This is a genomic window from Cribrihabitans neustonicus, from assembly GCF_048820895.1.
Lineage (GTDB): Bacteria > Pseudomonadota > Alphaproteobacteria > Rhodobacterales > Rhodobacteraceae > Cribrihabitans_A > Cribrihabitans_A neustonicus.
Genome location: NZ_JBMERQ010000001.1, coordinates 33,485 through 50,682, shown reverse-complemented (window position 1 = coordinate 50,682; position 17,198 = coordinate 33,485). Strand labels below are relative to the sequence as shown.

21 protein-coding genes are annotated in these 17,198 nt (G+C 63.9%); all 21 read right to left on the bottom strand.

Translation table 11 applies throughout. The features are described 5' to 3' along the window. Positions 1–3: 3 nt before the first annotated feature. On the bottom strand, positions 4–1,554 hold the full coding sequence (locus ACOHWE_RS00245) for an NADH-quinone oxidoreductase subunit M (protein WP_420663379.1): 1,551 nt from the start codon (positions 1,552–1,554) through the stop codon (positions 4–6). Further along, complete coding sequence (gene nuoL / locus ACOHWE_RS00240; RefSeq protein WP_420663378.1) at positions 1,554–3,698, bottom strand: NADH-quinone oxidoreductase subunit L; 2,145 nt, start codon at positions 3,696–3,698, stop codon at positions 1,554–1,556. The genes ACOHWE_RS00245 and nuoL overlap by 1 nt, the downstream gene beginning before the upstream one ends. Before the next feature lie 6 nt (positions 3,699–3,704). Beyond that, complete coding sequence (nuoK, locus tag ACOHWE_RS00235; RefSeq protein WP_008553673.1) at positions 3,705–4,010, bottom strand: NADH-quinone oxidoreductase subunit NuoK; 306 nt, start codon at positions 4,008–4,010, stop codon at positions 3,705–3,707. A gap of 4 nt (positions 4,011–4,014) precedes the next feature. After that, the gene (locus ACOHWE_RS00230) at positions 4,015–4,617 is read right to left on the bottom strand and encodes an NADH-quinone oxidoreductase subunit J (protein WP_420663377.1); all 603 of its coding nucleotides are present in this window, start codon (positions 4,615–4,617) and stop codon (positions 4,015–4,017) included. Then, a complete protein-coding gene (locus ACOHWE_RS00225; RefSeq protein ID WP_420664636.1) occupies positions 4,614–5,000 on the bottom strand; it encodes a carboxymuconolactone decarboxylase family protein in 387 nt (128 codons plus the stop codon). Before ACOHWE_RS00225 ends, ACOHWE_RS00230 begins: the two co-directional genes overlap by 4 nt. Before the next feature lie 96 nt (positions 5,001–5,096). Then, on the bottom strand, positions 5,097–5,591 hold the full coding sequence (gene nuoI, locus ACOHWE_RS00220) for an NADH-quinone oxidoreductase subunit NuoI (protein ID WP_420663376.1): 495 nt from the start codon (positions 5,589–5,591) through the stop codon (positions 5,097–5,099). After that, positions 5,588–5,806: a hypothetical protein gene (locus ACOHWE_RS00215; RefSeq protein ID WP_420663375.1), complete on the bottom strand. Its 219-nt coding sequence runs from the start codon at positions 5,804–5,806 to the stop codon at positions 5,588–5,590. Before ACOHWE_RS00215 ends, nuoI begins: the two co-directional genes overlap by 4 nt. Positions 5,807–5,809: 3 nt before the next feature. Beyond that, complete coding sequence (gene nuoH / locus ACOHWE_RS00210; RefSeq protein ID WP_420663374.1) at positions 5,810–6,847, bottom strand: NADH-quinone oxidoreductase subunit NuoH; 1,038 nt, start codon at positions 6,845–6,847, stop codon at positions 5,810–5,812. Between the two features lie 6 nt (positions 6,848–6,853). Further along, entirely contained in the window at positions 6,854–7,252 is a 399-nt protein-coding gene (locus tag ACOHWE_RS00205) for a hypothetical protein (protein ID WP_420663373.1), read from the bottom strand. Continuing rightward, the gene (nuoG, locus tag ACOHWE_RS00200; protein ID WP_420663372.1) at positions 7,249–9,267 is read right to left on the bottom strand and encodes an NADH-quinone oxidoreductase subunit NuoG; all 2,019 of its coding nucleotides are present in this window, start codon (positions 9,265–9,267) and stop codon (positions 7,249–7,251) included. The genes ACOHWE_RS00205 and nuoG overlap by 4 nt, the downstream gene beginning before the upstream one ends. A 3-nt stretch (positions 9,268–9,270) precedes the next feature. Further along, a complete protein-coding gene (locus tag ACOHWE_RS00195; protein ID WP_420663371.1) occupies positions 9,271–9,699 on the bottom strand; it encodes a DUF5333 domain-containing protein in 429 nt (142 codons plus the stop codon). 101 nt (positions 9,700–9,800) lie between these two features. Then, a complete protein-coding gene (locus tag ACOHWE_RS00190) occupies positions 9,801–10,178 on the bottom strand; it encodes a hypothetical protein (RefSeq protein WP_420663370.1) in 378 nt (125 codons plus the stop codon). Positions 10,179–10,180: 2 nt separating this feature from the next. Further along, positions 10,181–10,597 (bottom strand): MAPEG family protein, encoded by a 417-nt coding sequence (locus ACOHWE_RS00185; protein WP_420664634.1) that lies wholly within the window; start codon positions 10,595–10,597, stop codon positions 10,181–10,183. A 5-nt stretch (positions 10,598–10,602) separates the two neighbouring features. Continuing rightward, positions 10,603–11,901 carry an NADH-quinone oxidoreductase subunit NuoF gene (gene nuoF / locus ACOHWE_RS00180; RefSeq protein WP_420663369.1) on the bottom strand — a complete coding sequence of 433 codons (1,299 nt, stop codon included), beginning with the start codon at positions 11,899–11,901 and terminating at the stop codon, positions 10,603–10,605. A gap of 6 nt (positions 11,902–11,907) precedes the next feature. Further along, complete coding sequence (locus tag ACOHWE_RS00175; RefSeq protein ID WP_420663368.1) at positions 11,908–12,135, bottom strand: DUF5337 domain-containing protein; 228 nt, start codon at positions 12,133–12,135, stop codon at positions 11,908–11,910. Between the two features lie 44 nt (positions 12,136–12,179). Next, entirely contained in the window at positions 12,180–13,349 is a 1,170-nt protein-coding gene (locus tag ACOHWE_RS00170; protein WP_420663367.1) for an NADH-quinone oxidoreductase subunit E, read from the bottom strand. An 82-nt stretch (positions 13,350–13,431) separates the two neighbouring features. Further along, on the bottom strand, positions 13,432–14,667 hold the full coding sequence (locus ACOHWE_RS00165) for an NADH-quinone oxidoreductase subunit D (protein WP_420663366.1): 1,236 nt from the start codon (positions 14,665–14,667) through the stop codon (positions 13,432–13,434). Further along, positions 14,667–15,278, bottom strand: coding sequence for an NADH-quinone oxidoreductase subunit C (locus ACOHWE_RS00160; RefSeq protein ID WP_420663365.1), 612 nt, complete (start codon positions 15,276–15,278; stop codon positions 14,667–14,669). Before ACOHWE_RS00160 ends, ACOHWE_RS00165 begins: the two co-directional genes overlap by 1 nt. 14 nt (positions 15,279–15,292) lie before the next feature. After that, positions 15,293–15,826, bottom strand: a complete 534-nt coding sequence (locus tag ACOHWE_RS00155; protein WP_420663364.1) for a NuoB/complex I 20 kDa subunit family protein — start codon at positions 15,824–15,826, stop codon at positions 15,293–15,295. Beyond that, on the bottom strand, positions 15,817–16,182 hold the full coding sequence (locus ACOHWE_RS00150; RefSeq protein ID WP_420663363.1) for an NADH-quinone oxidoreductase subunit A: 366 nt from the start codon (positions 16,180–16,182) through the stop codon (positions 15,817–15,819). Before ACOHWE_RS00150 ends, ACOHWE_RS00155 begins: the two co-directional genes overlap by 10 nt. Before the next feature lie 233 nt (positions 16,183–16,415). Continuing rightward, the gene (locus ACOHWE_RS00145; protein WP_420663362.1) at positions 16,416–17,198 is read right to left on the bottom strand and encodes a crotonase/enoyl-CoA hydratase family protein; all 783 of its coding nucleotides are present in this window, start codon (positions 17,196–17,198) and stop codon (positions 16,416–16,418) included.

The window sequence follows — 17,198 nt, the reverse complement described above, 5'->3', positions numbered from 1 at the left end:
CCCTTAGTGCGAAGCAATCCGGGTTGCCGCGGGCGCGGTGTCCGCAGCAGCCAGAGATTGGTTGAAGTTTGCCACCAGCGCCTCGGTCGAGGGGCCGATGATATCGGTGACCAGGGCCGGATAGACGCCGAGAATCAGGGTCATCGCCACCAGCGGCGCAAAGATGACGCGTTCGCGCGCGGACATGTCCTGGATGGTCTTCAGGCTGCCCTTGATCAGGTCGCCAAACACCACCCGGCGGTAGAGCCACAGCGCATAGCCAGCCGAGAAGATCACCCCGGTCGCGGCCACTGCGGTCACCCAGGTGTTCTTCTGGAAGGCGCCCATCAGGGTCAGGAACTCGCCAATGAAGCCGGAGGTGCCCGGCAGGCCAACGTTGCCCATGGTGAAGAACATAAAGACCAGCGCATAGGCCGGCATCCGGATCACCAGCCCGCCATAGGCGTCGATCTCGCGGGTGTGCATGCGGTCATAGATCACGCCGACGCAAAGGAAGAGCGCGGCGGAGATGAAGCCGTGGCTCAGCATCTGGAAGATCGCGCCATCGACCCCTTGCTGGTTGGCCGCAAAGATGCCCATGGTGACAAAGCCCATATGCGCGACCGAAGAATAGGCGATCAGCTTCTTCATGTCCTCCTGCACCAGCGCCACCAGCGAGGTGTAGACCACGGCAATCGCCGACATCCACAGCACCACGTCGGTCATCACGTCGGCGCCCACCGGGAACATCGGCAGGCTGAAGCGCAGGAAACCGTAGCCGCCCATCTTCAGCAGGATCGCCGCCAGCACCACGGAACCCGCAGTTGGCGCCTGCACGTGCGCATCCGGCAGCCAGGTGTGCACCGGCCACATCGGCATCTTCACCGCGAAGGAGGCAAAGAACGCCAGGAACATCAGCGTCTGCGCGCCGCCCACGATATGCAGGCCGAGGAACTCGAACGACGCGGCAGAGAAGCTGTGCGTGAGCAACGCCTCGATATCGGTGGTGCCGGCGTCGACATACATGAACACCATTGCCACCAGCATCAGCACCGAGCCGAAGAAGGTGTAAAGGAAGAACTTGAAGGAGGCATAGATCCTGTCCCTGCCGCCCCAGATGCCGATGATCAGGAACATCGGGATCAGCCCCGCCTCGAAGAACAGGTAGAACAGCACCAGGTCGAGCGCCATAAAGACGCCCAGCATCAGCGTCTCCAGCAGCAGGAAGGCCACCATGTATTCCTTGACGCGGGAGGTGACGTTCCAGCTTGCCAGGATGGTCAGCGGCATGATGAAGGTGGTGAGCAGCACGAACAGCACCGAGATGCCGTCAATGCCCATCTTGTACTTCAGGCCGAACACCCACGCGCGCTCTTCCACGAATTGGAAGCCGGTGTCGGCGGGGTCGAAGCCGGAATAGATCGCCAGGCTCACCAGGAAGGTGATGGTGGTGGCAAACAGCGCCACCATCTTGGCGTTGCGCTGCGCCGCCGCGTCATCGCCGCGCAGGAAGAGGGCCAGGATGCCTGCCGCGAGCGCCGGGATGAAGGTGACGATTGAAAGGAGATTGTCCATCAGTGCGCTCCTCCGCCGATCGACATCCAGGTGACGAGGGCAGCAATGCCGAGCACCATCCAGAAGGCATAAGTAAAGATGTAACCGGACTGCGCCCGGCCCGCGAGGCGGGTAAAGAAGGGCACAATGCCCATGGCGACGCCGTTCAGGAAACCGTCGATGGTTCCCCCGTCGCCCTTCTTCCAGAAGAAGCGCCCGATAGCGAGGGCCGGTTTCACGAAGATCACGTCGTAGAGCTCGTCAAAATACCACTTGTTGAGCAGGAACAGGTACAGGGGGCGCTGCTGCTCGGCCAGCCGTTTGGGCAGCGACGGGTTCCAGATGTAGAACCACAGCGCCAAGAGCAGCCCGCCCAGCATGGCCGCGAAAGGCGAAACCTTGACCCAGACCGGCGCGGCATGGGCATCCTCCAGCACGTGGTTGTCAGGCGCGATGTACAAGGCGCCCTCCCCCGGCTGGCCCGCAAACACATAGTGATGTTCGTCACCGTGATCGGCCTCATCGCCATGCCCCTCAGCAGCGGCGAGGTTTTCCTCGCCCTCGTCTGCGTCATGCAGCATCCCGCCATAGGGATCGGGACCAAGCTTGAGTTCGCCGTCAGCCGCGGCTTCGGCCACCGGGATCCCGTAGAACTTGCCGACCTGATCGGCGTGGCCGAAGAAGCTCGAGTACCAGATCATGCCCGCGGTAACCGACCCCACCGCCAGCACGCCGAGGGGAGCCAGCATGGTCCAGGGGCTTTCATGCGCGTGTTCATGGGCGTGCTTGTCGCCGCGCGCCTCGCCGTAGAAAGTCATGAACATCAGCCGCCAGGAGTAGAAAGAGGTCATGAAGGCAGCGAGCACCAGTGCCCAGAAGCCGAACATCGACCCGCCGGCATAAGCGCTCTCGATGATCGCGTCCTTGGAGACGAAGCCGGCAAAGCCGATCCACCCCGTCAGCGGAATGCCGACGCCGGTGATCGCCAGCGTGCCGATCATCATCGCCCAGAAGGTATAGGGGATCTTCTTGCGCAGGTTGCCGTAGTTGCGCATGTCCTGCTCGTGGTGCATCGCGTGGATCACCGAACCGGCGCCAAGGAACAGCATCGCCTTGAAGAAAGCGTGGGTGAACAGGTGGAACATGGCGGCGGAATACATGCCGACGCCAGCCGCTACGAACATGTAGCCGAGCTGCGAACAGGTCGAATAGGCGATCACCCGCTTGATGTCGTTCTGCACCAGCCCCACGGTCGCCGCGAAGAACGCCGTCGCCGCGCCGATCACGGTGATGAATGCGGTGGCTTCGGGTGCAAACTCCATCAGCGGCGACATCCGGCAGACCAGGAAAACGCCCGCGGTCACCATTGTCGCGGCGTGGATCAGCGCCGACACCGGGGTCGGGCCCTCCATCGCGTCCGGCAGCCAGGTGTGCAGCAAAAGCTGCGCCGATTTGCCCATCGCGCCCACGAACAGCAGGAAGGCAATAAGGTTCGCGGCATTCCACTCGGTCCACAAGAAGGAAACCTGGGTCTCGGCCAGTTCCGGCGCTGCTGCAAAGATGTCGGCCAGGTTGATGCTGTCGGTCAGGAAGAACAGCCCAAAGATCCCCAGCGCAAAGCCGAAATCGCCGACCCGGTTCACAATGAAAGCCTTAATCGCCGCCGCGTTGGCCGAGGGCTTGCGGTAGTAGAAACCGATCAGCAGGTAGGAGGCGACACCCACGCCCTCCCAGCCGAAGAACATCTGCACCAGGTTGTCCGAGGTCACCAGCATCAGCATCGCGAAGGTGAAGAAGGACAGGTAGGCAAAGAAGCGCGGCTTGTAGCTCTCGCCCTCTTTCCACTGCGGGTCATGATCCATGTAGCCGAAGGAATAGAGGTGCACGAGGGAGGACACGGTGGTGATCACGATCAGCATGATCGCGGTCAGCCGGTCGAGCCGGATGGCCCAGTCGGTCGCGAGCGAGCCGCTTTCGATCCAGCGCAGGATCTGGATGGTTTCCGTGGTGCCATCGAAGCTCAAAAAGACGATCCAGCTGAGCAGCGCCGACAGGAACAGAAGCGCTGTCGCGGTGACGGTGGCGGCCTGCTCGCCAATGAATTTCCAGCCGAAGCCGCAGATCACGGCCCCCGCCAGCGGGGCGAAGAGAAGGATGGTTTCCATATCGGCTTAGCCCTTCATCACGTTGACGTCTTCGACGGCGATGGTGCCGCGGTTGCGGAAGAAGCAGACCAGGATCGCAAGGCCGATGGCGGCCTCGGCGGCGGCCACGGTCAGCACGAAAAGGGTGAAGACCTGCCCCACGAGATCGCCCAGGAAGGAGGAGAAGGCGACCAGATTGATGTTCACCGCCAGAAGCATCAGCTCGATGCTCATCAGGAGGATGATCACGTTCTTGCGGTTCAGGAAGAGCCCGAAGATGCCGATGACAAACAGCGTCGCCGCGACAGTCAGATAATGTTCAAGTCCGATCATGTGCTCACAGCCCCTGCCCCGGTTTAATATCCTTGAGCTCCATCGCGGCGGCCGGGTCGCGCATCATCTGGGCAACCACGTTCTGGCGCTTGATGTCCTGGCGGTGGCGCAGGGTCAGCACGATGGCACCGATCATCGCCACCAGCAGGATCAGGCCTGCCAGCTGGAACAGAAGGAAGTATTGATCATAAAGAATGAGACCGAGCGCCTCAGTGTTGTGGCGGTCCGCCGGCACCGGCTGGGCCAGCAGGTCCGATGCCATTGGTGCGCTTTCCCAGACCCCGAAAGCCATCACGAACTGCATCAGGATCACCAGCCCGATGAGCAGCGCCAGCGGCATGTATTTCGCCATCTCCGCCTTCAGCTCGGCAAAATCCACGTCCAGCATCATCACCACGAAGAGGAACAGCACTGCGACCGCCCCCACGTAGACGATGACCAGCAGCATCGCGACAAATTCCGCCCCCAGAAGCACAAACAGCCCGGCCGAGGAAAGAAAGGCCAGGATCAGCCACAGCACCGAATGCACCGGCTGGCGGCTGACCACCGTGAACAGCCCGCCGGTGATGGCGCTGATGGCGAAGAGGTAGAAAGCAAATACGCTCATGTCTCGTCGTCCTTTTTGTCGTCCAGGACCTCCTGCGCCAGCTCCAGCGCCCGGGTCATGGCCGGAATGCCGGCGAAGACCGACATCTGTCCGATCGTCTCGACAATCTCTTGTTTTCTGGCGCCCGCTTCGAGGGCGTGGCGCACCGTCTGGCGCACCGCGGTCTCGGCCTGGGCGCCGTGCATCGTGAGCCCGGCCAGCGTGAGCAGCAGCCGGGTCTTGGCATCCAGCCCGTCCTTGTTGACGGTATTGCCGAACATCATCTCCATGACCTCTTTCGGCATGGTGGGCCAGAGCGCCTCGAACCCCTTGAAGGCTTCCGCGGGCGAAAAGCTCTCCAGGTTCGGGTTCATTGCCTTGGCCATCTGCTGGGCCTGGGCCATCATGGCCTCGAAGGGGTTGGGCGGCGTCTTGGTCACGTCATGTCCTCCGGCCAAGACTCTTTCTTGAAGTCTTGGCAAAAGTTTTGCGGGTGGCGCTCATCGGTACGGCGCGTCGATTTCGAGGTTGCGGGCGATCTCGGCTTCCCAGCGTTCGCCGTTCTCCAGGAGTTTCTCCTTGTTGTAGAACAGCTCCTCGCGGGTCTCAGTCGCGAACTCGAAGTTGGGGCCCTCGACGATGGCATCCACCGGGCAGGCTTCCTGGCAGAAGCCGCAGTAGATGCATTTGGTCATGTCGATGTCATAACGCGTGGTGCGGCGGCTGCCGTCCTCGCGCGGTTCGGCGTCGATGGTGATCGCCTGCGCCGGGCAGATCGCCTCGCAGAGCTTGCACGCAATGCAGCGCTCCTCGCCGTTCGGATAGCGGCGCAGCGCGTGCTCGCCGCGGAAGCGGGGGCTCAGCGGGCCCTTCTCATGCGGGTAGTTCAGGGTCGCCTTGGGGGCGAAGAAATACTTCAGCCCCAATTTGAAGCCGACCCAGAAATCCTGCAGCAGGAAGTATTTGGCGGCGCGGGTGTAGTCGATTTGGGTCACCAGTTATGCCCCCCAGGATGATAGGTTTCGATTTCGTGAGCAAAGTCCCTAAGCGCAGTACCAACCCGGATTGCTTCGGACATTGAAACCAACATCCCACGAACATCCTTGTCTTCGCTGATGGCAGACAGAAGATCTGCTGCCATTGCCGTTCGTTGCCCTTCAGTCATCGAGAGGACGAGTTCGGCAAACGCTTTCGACTTACTGTCAGACAACGGTCAGCCTCCCACGGTCCAGCGGGCGAAGATGCCCCAGAACCAATCAAATTTTGCGGCAAAGGACACGAAGACCACCCAGACCAGAGAGAACGGCAGGAACACTTTCCAGCCCAGCCGCATCAGCTGGTCATAGCGGTAGCGCGGGGTGATCGCCTTCACCATCGCGAAGAGGAAGAAGAAGAACGCCATCTTCAGCACCATCCAGAACACGCCATCCGGCAGCCCCGGAATCGGCGACAGCCAGCCGCCGAAGAACAGGAGCGAAGTGAGCGCGCACATCAGGAAGATGGCGATGTATTCACCAGCCATGAACAAGAGGAACGGCGTTGCCGAGTATTCCACCTGGTAGCCTGCCACCAGTTCCGATTCCGCTTCCGGCAGGTCGAAGGGCGGGCGGTTGGTTTCCGCCAGCGCCGAGATGAAGAACAGGAAAACCATCGGGAAATGCGGGATCCAGTACCAGTTCAGCAGGCCCAAGTCGCCGTCCTGCGCCCGCACGATATCGCCGAAATTCATCGATCCGGTGGAGATGATGATGCCGATGATGATGAGGCCCAGAGAGACCTCGTAGGAGATCATCTGTGCTGCGGAGCGCAGCGAGCCAAGGAACGGGTATTTCGAGTTCGACGCCCAGCCGCCCATGATCACGCCGTAAACCTCGAGCGAGGAGACCGCGAAGACGTAGAGGATGGCGACGTTGATGTCCGAGAGCACCCAGCCGTCGTTGAAAGGGATCACCGCCCAGGCGATCATCGCCAGCACGAAGGAGGTCATCGGCGCGAGAATAAAGACGGTACGGTCGGCGCCCGCGGGGATTACCACCTCCTTCACCACGTATTTCAGCGCATCCGCCACCGATTGGAGCAGGCCGAAGACGCCCACCACATTGGGGCCGCGGCGCATCTGGACGGCGGCCCAGATCTTGCGGTCGCCGTAGACGAGGAACAGGAGCGAGATCATCACGAACGCGACAACGGCCAGCACCTGCGCCAGGATCAGAACAGCGATGCCGCCCGGAGTTACAAAGAATTCAGCCATGGGTCCTCACACCGTAGGTATTCCGTTGGCCTCGCAGTCGGCGACCACGACTTCGGCGTCGATGGTGCGCAGCCCGCGCGGCAGGGAGGGCGAAATCAGATAGACCGCATCTGCGCTGCGGCTGCCCCCCGACTGTTTGGTTGTTGTGCGCACGTGGCGCGCAAAGCCGTAGCCCCGGATCAGCGCATACTGGGCAGCAGCGCATTGGGCATAATCGTCCAGATCGCCCGGCGCCTCCGGCCCGCGCATGAAGACGCGGAACTGCACCAGATCGCCCTCAAGCAGGCTGGTCTCCACCCCCTCGTAGACGGGGGCGGGCCGCTCGCCGCCTGAACCTGTGCCGGTGCCCGGCGCCATCGCGCAGGCTGCCAGCAGCAGGGGCGTTATGAGGGCGAAACGGATCATTCGGCGGCAAGCTTCCCGTTTGCGCGCGCCTTTGCCCCCGCCGACAGCTCGGCCATCAGCTCGGAGGCGCGGGCGATCGGGTTGGTCAGGTAGAAGTCGCGGACCGCAGTCAGGAACCCGGCACTGCCCAGGGGGCCCTGCTCAAGCGGCTCGCCGTCCTTCGCAGTGATCTCGTCAATGCGGGCCAGATAGGGGGCTTCCGCCACCAGCGCTGTGCGCAGCTGGGCGAGCGAGTCGTAGGGCAGCTTGGCGTCCACCTCGGCGCTGAGAGCGCGCAGGATGGCCCAGTTTTCTTTGGCCTCCCCGGGTGCAAAAGCGGCGCGCAGGGCGAGCTGCGGCCGGCCCTCGGTGTTGACGAACAAGCCGTTTTCCTCGGTATAGGCGGCGCCGGGCAAGATCACGTCGGCGCGATGCGCGCCTCGGTCGCCGTGGCTGCCCTGGTAGATCACAAAGGCGCCGGGCGTGATTACCACCTCGTCGGCGCCGAGATTGTAGATCACCTCCGCCCCGTCGAGTGCCGCGTCCATACCGCCTTCGGTCACGGCACCGATGTCCATCGCCCCAACGCGGGAGGCAGCCAAGTGCAGTACCAGCAATTTAGAATTGGTATCTGCGGCCAGCTTCTGAGCCGCGGCCAGCACCGCCAGCCCGTCGGCTTCGCGCAGGGCGCCTTGCCCCACAATGACCACGGAAGGCGCATCCTTGACGGCACCGTAGTCCTTGTCCAGCAGGCTTTGCAGCGCGTCGCGCCCGGTGCCCGCGTGGGCGTAGTCATAGGTCAGATCGGCGGGCTGGCCGACCAGCCCCACTTGGGCACCGTTCAGCCAGGCTTTTCGGATCCGGGCGTTCAGCACCGGCGCTTCGTCGCGCGGGTTAGTGCCGATCAGCTGGATGAACTTGGCACTGTCGATATCTTCGATCGTGGCGGTGCCGGCATAGCCCGCACGGTTGCCGATCGGCAGGCGGGCGTTGTCGGTGCGGCACTCGACCGTGCCGCCCAGCCCCTCGACCAGCTGCTTGAGCGCAAAGGCAGCCTCGACCGGGACCAGATCGCCGATCAGGCCCGCGACCTTCCGGCCCTTCATCGCACTTGCGGCAACCGACAGCGCCTCGCCCCAGGTGGCGGGCTCCAGCTTGCCGTCGACGCGCACGTAGGGCCGGTCGAGGCGCTGGCGGCGCAGGCCATCCCAGACAAAGCGGGTCTTGTCGGATATCCATTCCTCGTTCACGCCGTCATGGTTGCGCGGCAGGATGCGCATCACTTCGCGGCCCTTGGTGTCGACCCGGATGTTGGAGCCAAGCGCATCCATCACGTCGATGGTTTCCGTCTTGGTCAGCTCCCAGGGCCGTGCGGTGAAAGCATAGGGCTTTGAGGTCAGCGCCCCCACCGGGCACAGGTCGATGATATTGCCCTGCAGGTTCGATTGCAGCGTCTGGTTCAGGTAGGTGGTGATCTCCGCATCCTCGCCGCGGCCGGTCTGGCCCATCTGGGTGATGCCCGCGACCTCGGTGGTGAAGCGCACGCAGCGGGTGCAGGAGATGCAGCGGGTCATTGCGGTATCAACGAGCGGGCCGAGGTCCAGATCCTCCACCGCACGCTTGGGCTCGCGGAAGCGGGAGAAGTCCACGCCATAGGCCATCGCCTGGTCCTGCAGGTCGCATTCGCCGCCCTGGTCGCAGATCGGACAGTCGAGCGGGTGGTTGATGAGCAGGAACTCCATCACCCCTTCGCGGGCCTTCTTGACCATCGGCGAGTTGGTGCGCACCTGCGGCGCCTGGCCTTCGGGGCCCGGGCGCAGGTCGCGCACCTGCATGGCGCAAGAGGCGGCGGGTTTCGGCGGGCCGCCGACCACTTCGACCAGGCACATGCGGCAGTTGCCCGCGATGGACAAACGCTCATGGTAGCAGAAGCGCGGGATCTCGACGCCGGCCTCCTCACAGGCCTGGATCAGGGTCATCGCCCCGTCCACTTCGATCTCGGTTCCGTCAATGTTGATCTTGCGGAGGTCAGACATGGTCTACTTCGCCCTCAGTAAAACGCCGATCGCGCTGTTTTTCTCAATCTCCGCGCGGCCATAGGCGCAGAAGGTTTCCGGCTCGCCGTAAGAGACCCCGTTCTGGGCCAGAAGCTTTTCGCCCTTGGCGCGCATGCGGGCCTTTTCGGCATCGGATTCGATGTAGGCGCGGATTTCCGCGTCGGTGTAGCCAAGCTCGTTAGCGCGCGCCCGCAGGCGGCGCAGTTCGACCAGCCCGCGGAAGTAGCGCGGTGCCAGGCTGCCGCAATGGTCCGCAACCTCCTTGGCAACGGCCACAGCGAACAGCGGGTCCTCGATCTCCTGCACGTCGCGCAGGGACGGCTTGCCGGCAGGCGCCGCTGCCTTGGCATCGGAGGCAGCGGCAGGCAGCGCCAGAATGGCGGTCACGGCGGCAGCAATCAGCGTACGCATTATCGGGGTCTCCTTCTGAAAGAAGTCCCGATAGCGCGCAGCCCCCGCACCGCTATGCAATAGCGGCTGCGCCGGACGGCAAGGATATGCCGAAATCCGGATCACGGGTCGCAGGTGCCCCAGAAGATGGCATCGCTGCCGCTGAGCGCCAGCGGCGCGCCCTCATCCCAGGGGTCGGCCTGCCAGTCGATGCGGGAAGAGCCGTAGTTCATCACGCAGTAGCTCGTGCCCGCATGGGCCGCCGCCAGCCGCGCGCCCTTGAGCGAGCGGCCAGCGTTCTTGATGGTCACCTGGAACGCCGCGCGCGATACCTTCTTGTCCACCGGCTTGGCCTTGGCACGGAAAGCGACGCCGTCATAGGTGGCCCGCCCCTCGGTGGCGGCGCCGCAGGCGGTGAGAGCCGCCGCGGCAGCCAGACAGAACGCGGGCAAAAGCCGCCGCGCGCAGGCCGGGCTCAGAGGGGAGAATGCGCGGCGCATGGTCAAAACACCGCCACAAGGGCCAGGACGGCCAGCACGACCATGCAGCCCCAGCCCGCCACGTAGAACATCGTGCGCATCCCATTGTGCGGCTTGCCCGCGCCGCTCAGATGCACCGCGAGCATTGCCAGCCGCGTCAGCAGCACCAGCGCGGCCAGCAGGTTCACCCAGAACGGCGCGGCGCCCGCCAGCATCGCCGCCACGGTGACGGCCAGGAAGGCGGGCAGCGTCTCGCAGCCGTTGAGATAGGCGCGGTTCAGACGGTAGGCGCGGTCGGAATAATCCTCGGCTGGTGTGGCTCCCGGGGCCATGCCGCGTTTCTGCTTGGCCAGCGCCGAAAACGGCGACAATGCCAGCACAACCAGGGCAAAGCCGATCAGCGAGGCCAGCGCGTGGGAATATGCGGTAAAGGCTTCCATCTTGCTCACTCCGCTGCCATCGCGCCCATGCGGCCCGACTTCTGTGCCTTGATACGATCCTCAATCTCCTCACGGAAATTGCGGATCAGGCCCTGGATCGGCCACGCCGCCGCATCCCCCAGCGCGCAGATGGTGTGGCCCTCGACCTGCTTGGTCACGTCCCACAGCATGTCGATCTCTTCAAGCTCGGCCTCGCCCCTGACAAAGCGCTCCATTACCCGCATCATCCAGCCGGTGCCTTCGCGGCAGGGTGTGCACTGGCCGCAGCTTTCGTGCTTGTAGAACTTGGACAGCCGCCAGATCGCCTTGATGATGTCGGTCTGCTTGTTCATCACGATCACCGCGGCGGTGCCAAGGCCGGAGCCCAGCTCGCCGCGCAGGTAGTCGAAATCCATGATCGCGTCGCGCATGTTCTCACCGCGCACGCACGGCACCGAAGAGCCGCCGGGGATCACCGCAAGGAGGTTGTCCCAGCCGCCGCGGATGCCGCCGCAGTGCTTCTCGATCAGCTCCTCGAAGGAGATCGACATTGCCTCTTCGACGACACACGGGTTGTTGACGTGGCCAGATATGGCGAACAGCTTGGTGCCCGCATTGTTCTGGCGGCCGAAGCCTGCAAACCAGTCGGCGCCGCGGCGCAGGATGGTCGGCACGACGGCGATGGATTCCACGTTGTTCACCGTGGTCGGGCAGCCATAAAGCCCCGCGCCTGCCGGGAACGGCGGCTTCATCCGGGGCATGCCCTTCTTGCCTTCGAGGCTTTCGATCAGGGCGGTTTCCTCGCCGCAGATATAGGCCCCTGCCCCGTGGTGCAGGAAGACGTCGAAATCCCACCCAGAGCCGGCGGCGTTCCTGCCCAGAAGGCCCTGGTCATAGGCTTCGTCGATCGCCGCCTGCAGCGCCTCGCGCTCGCGGATGTATTCGCCGCGGAGATAAATGTAGCAGGTATGCGCATTCATCGCGAAGGAGGCGATCAGGCAGCCTTCGATCAGCGTGTGCGGATCGTGGCGCATGATCTCCCGGTCCTTGCAGGTGCCGGGCTCGGATTCATCCGCATTCACCACCAGATACGCCGGGCGGCCGTCGCTTTCCTTGGGCATGAAGGACCATTTCAGACCCGTGGGGAAGCCCGCGCCGCCGCGGCCGCGCAGACCGGAATCCTTCATTGTCTGGATGATCCAGTCGCGGCCCTTTTCGATGAGCCCGGCGGTCCCGTCCCAATGGCCGCGCGCCTTGGCGCCAGCCAGCGTGCGCTCGTGCATCCCGTACAGGTTGGTAAAGATCCGGTCCTGATCCTTCAGCATGTGTGCCTACCTTTGGCTGTCCTGGCGCATGCGCCAGAGTTGATAGATGTTGACCAGGGCATAGATCATGCCCGCCAGCGCCAGGAAATCGAACAAGAGCGCATAGCGCCCCGGCAGGCCCAGCACCGGGCCCACGAACAGCGACAGCAGCACCCACAGCGTGATCGTCCCGGCAATCACCAAGGCGATATGCCGGCCCTTCGCTGCGATGGCCTGTTCCTGCTCTTTACGCATCCGTTCCAATTCTCCGGGCCGCGGCGGGGGGTGCCGCGGCGGATTCAGTCGTCGTCTTTGGTGCCGTCACCCGCGGCCAGGCGCTTGGCCTGTTCAATCCAGCCGTCCCGTTCGATCCGGCCTTTGAAGGACAGGCGCGCATCAATCCAGGCCGCTTCAGCCTCGCCCCATTCGGCGATCTGGCCGAAGTGGTAGATGCCCAGCTCGTTGAGCTGCGCTTCCAGCTTGGGGCCGACACCCTTTAGCTGCTTCAGATCGTCGGCCTGGCCGCCGCGGGCTTCCTTCAGGGTTTCCGGCGCGCTTTCCCCGGCCGAACCAGCCGTCCCGCCGTTCCCGGTTTCCTCGGTCGCTTCGGCAGCGCCGCCTTCGGGGGAGGACGGCTCGGACACGTCCGACTTCTTGGGCGGCGCTTCCTTCACTGCCTCGGCTTGGCGGGCGGCAGGAACCGGATCCTTGGGCGGCTCCGGCGGGCGCTCGGCGGCGGCGCGGCCTGCGACCTCGCCATCCTTGCCGATCCACGGCGTCAGCAGCGGCACCTCGTCACCCTGGATGCGCTTCACGCCATCGCTGAGGTCCACTGCCAGCTGCACCGAGGCGTTGTACTGCTGCTTGCCGCTGTCGAACTCGGTCAGCGAGGTGAGGCCGGGCTTCGGCTCCGCGGCATAGCGGCCGTTCTGCGGCCCGGGCGCAACCGCCTTGCCTACAGCCAGATCATCCAGCAGCTTGGCAAAGCCTTCCGCGGTCAGATCCTCGTAGTAGTCCTTGCCGATCTGCGCCATCGGGGCGTTGGTGCAGGCGCCGAGGCATTCGACTTCTTCCCAGGAGAATTTGCCATCCGCCGACAGGGTGTGCGGCTTGTTGGCGATCTTTTCCCGGCAGACCGCAATCAGGTCCTCCGCCCCGCAAATCATGCAGGACGTGGTGCCGCAGATCTGGACATGCGCAACCGACCCGGTGGGCTGCAGCTGGAACATGAAGTAGAAAGTCGCAACCTCCAGCGCCCGGATATAGGCCATGCCCAGCATGTCGGCGACATATTCGATTGCCGGCTTGGTCAGCCAGCCCTCCTGCTCCTGGGCGCGCCACAGCAGCGGGATGATGGCCGAGGCCTGGCGGCCTTCGGGGTACTTGGTGATCTGGGCCTCGGCCCAGGCCTGGTTGGCCGGGGTAAAGGCAAAGCTCGCGGGTTGTTCGTGGTGCAGACGGCGCAGCATCAGATCGCCTCCTGGCGCGTATTGCCCGGGCGGATGCCTCCGGCGGGAGTATTTCTGGAAAGATGAAACGGGGCGGTCAGAATCAACGGTCGATCTCCCCGAACACAACGTCCATGGTGCCGATGATGGCGGCGACGTCGGCGAGCTGGTGGCCCTTGGCGACGTGATCCATCGCCTGCAGATGCAGGAAGCCAGGCGCGCGCAGCTTGGCGCGGTAGGGTTTGTTGGTGCCATCCGCCACCAGGTAGACACCGAATTCGCCCTTGGGCGCCTCCACTGCGGCGTAGACCTCGCCCGCGGGGACGTGGAAGCCTTCGGTGTAGAGCTTGAAGTGGTGGATCAGGCTCTCCATCGAGGTCTTCATGTCGGCGCGGCTGGGCGGGGTGATCTTGCCGCGGGCCAGAATGTCGCCGGTGGCCTCGCGCAGCTTGTGGATTGCCTGGCGGATGATCGAGGTGGACTGGCGCATTTCCTCCATCCGGCAGAGGTAGCGGTCGTAGCAGTCGCCGTTCTTGCCGATCGGCACCTGGAACTCGAACTCGTCGTAGCACTCGTAGGGCTGCGCGCGGCGCAGGTCCCAGGCAAGGCCCGAGCCGCGCACCATGACGCCGGAGAAGCCGTATTTCTGGATATCATCCTCGGTCACCACGCCGATGTCGCAGTTGCGCTGCTTGAAGATGCGGTTCTCGGTGAGCAGGCCGTCGATGTCGTCGAGCACCTTGGGGAATTCGATTGCCCATTCCTCGATATCGTCCAGGAGCTCGTCCGGCAGGTCCTGGTGCACGCCGCCGGGGCGGAAATAGGCCGCGTGCAGGCGGGCGCCGCAGGCCCGCTCGTAGAAGACCATCAGCTTCTCGCGCTCTTCGAAGCCCCACAGCGGCGGGGTCAGCGCGCCCACGTCCATTGCCTGCGTGGTCACGTTGAGGAGGTGGTTCAGCACCCGGCCGATTTCCGAATAGAGCACCCGGATCAGCTGTGCGCGGCGCGGAACCTCTACGCCGGTGAGCTTCTCGATAGCGAGGCACCAGGCGTGTTCCTGGTTCATCGGCGCCACGTAGTCGAGCCGGTCGAAATAGGGCAGGTTCTGCAGGTAGGTGCGGCTCTCCATCAGCTTCTCGGTGCCGCGGTGCAAGAGGCCGATATGCGGGTCGCAGCGCTCCACGATCTCGCCGTCGAGTTCCAGCACCAGGCGCAGCACGCCGTGCGCCGCGGGATGCTGCGGGCCGAAGTTGATGTTGAAGTTGCGGATCTTCTGCTCGCCGCTCAACGCGTCAACGCTGCCGTCGTCATACTTGGCGTCAAATTTGGAACCGTCCATCATTTCGCGCCCTCCTTCTCGTCGCCGGGCAGGATGTACTCGGCCCCTTCCCACGGGCTCATGAAGTCGAACTGGCGGTATTCCTGCACAAGCTTCACCGGCTCGTAGACCACGCGCTTCTGCGCCTCGTCATAGCGGACCTCGGTGTAGCCAGTGGTCGGGAAATCCTTGCGAAGCGGGTAGCCGCGGAAGCCGTAGTCGGTGAGCAGGCGGCGCAAGTCCGGGTGGCCGGTGAAGAGGATGCCGAACATGTCGAAGACCTCCCGCTCAAACCAGTTGGCCGAGGGGTGGACTTTGACAATCGAGGGTACCATCTCATCCTCGCGCACCGCGGCGCGCAGACGGATGCGCTGGTTCCGGTACATCGACAGGAAGTGGTAGACCACGTCGAACCGCTTGGGCCGGTCGGGATAGTCCACCGCGGTAATGTCGACGAGGGTGGAGAACTTGCAGTTCGCATCGCCCTTCAGGAAGTCAGCCAGCCCTGTGATGTTGGCGGGTGCTACGTCCATGTTCAGCTCGCCATGGGTCACGTCCCAGGACAGCACGCATTCCGGGCGGCGTGCCTCGATCTGGGCGCCCAGCTCTTTCAATGCTTCAATCGTGCTCATCTCTGCCGCTCTCCTCAGCGCACCAGGGTGCCGGTGCGGCGGATCTTGCGCTGCAGCTGCAAGAGGCCGTAGAGCAGCGCCTCCGCCGTCGGCGGGCAGCCCGGCACGTAGATGTCCACCGGCACGATGCGGTCACAGCCGCGCACCACGGAATAGGAATAATGGTAATAGCCGCCGCCGTTGGCGCAGGACCCCATGGAGATCACATAGCGCGGCTCGGGCATCTGGTCGTAGACCTTGCGCAGCGCCGGTGCCATCTTGTTGGTGAGCGTGCCCGCCACGATCATCACGTCCGACTGGCGCGGGGAGGCGCGCGGCGCGATGCCGAACCGCTCGGCGTCGTAGCGCGGCATCGAGGTGTGCATCATCTCAACTGCGCAGCAGGCGAGCCCGAAGGTCATCCAGTGCAGCGAGCCGGTGCGGGCCCAGTTGATGATGTCCTCGGCCGAAGTGAGCAGGAAGCCCTTGTCCTGCAGTTCCGCATTCAGCGCCTGGGTCGCGGTTTCGCGGTCAGCCCCCGCGGTATTGGCTCCGGTCATCACTCCCATTCCAGAGCCCCCTTCTTCCACTCGTAGGCAAAGCCAATCGTCAGCACGCCGAGGAACACCATCATTGACCAGAAGCCGAGGTCGCTCATCTCTTTGAAACCGACCGCCCAGGGAAACAGGAAGGCGATTTCCAGGTCGAAGATGATGAACAGGATAGACACCAGATAGAAGCGCACGTCGAATTTCATCCGCGCATCGTCAAAGGCGTTGAAACCGCATTCGTAGGCGCTCACCTTCTCGGGATCCGGATTGCGCACGGCGAGGACGACGGCGGCCAGGATCAGCACGATGCCGAGGCCCGCGGCAACTGCCAAGAAGACCAGGATCGGCAGATATTCCCTCAACATCTCTTCCAAGAGCAGCTCCTTTCCCCGGCGGTTTCCCGCGCGACGTCAATTGGCGTGTTGATTTTGACCGTGTCTACTCCCCCGCCCGGTAAGCGTCAACTAAGGCAAGGTTAAACACGGCCGCTTTATGGGGGAAAAACGGCGCTTTGAGGCGCGGTATATCTTACTGTTTACATAGGAAAAGCGGCAGGAGGGTAACCCGCCCGCCGCTGTCCTGATTCAACATCTGAAATGCCGGTATCTCAGCCCTGCCAGGTAGGCCGGCGCTTGTCGAAAAAGGCGCTGATGCCCTCCTTGGCCTCGGCCCCTTCCCAGCGCTCGACCAGGGCCGCGATGGTATGGTCGATCACCGCATCATCGAGCCGCGGGCCGAGGTCGCGGGCGAGCTGCTTGGCTGCGGCAACCGCGCCGGGCGCACAGTTGAGGTAAGGGGTCACCTCCGCCTCCACCGCCTCGGCGAGCTGCTCCGCGGGCACCGCCTTGGCCAGGAGCCCCAGCTCCACCGCCTCCGCGGCGCCGAACAGGCGGGCGGACATGAAAACGCGGCGCGCCTTGGCCTCGCCCATTCGCGCAACGACGTAGGGGCCAATGGTGGCGGGGATCAGCCCCAATTTGGTCTCTGTCAGCCCCATCTTCAGATGATCGGCACCAATGGCCACATCGCAGACCGAGGCCATGCCGACCCCGCCGCCAAAGGCATTGCCCTGGACCGCCCCGATCAGCGGCTTGGGCAGCGTGTTGAGCGCCATCAGCATTTCCGCCAGCACCCGCGCTTCACGGCCGCGGGTTTCCGCGTCGGCGTCCATCTGCTGGCGCATCCAGTTGAGGTCTCCGCCCGCACAGAAGCTCTTGCCCGCGCCGGTCAGCACCACCACCCGCACGGTTTCGTCCTCCGCCAGGCGCTTGGCGGCCAGCGTCAGTTCCTGCAGCATCTGCCCGGACAGGGCGTTGTGCTTCTCCGCCCGGTTCAGCGTCAGGGTGCAGACGCCCCGAGCGTCAGTTTCCAGGGTGATAGTCTCGAACAT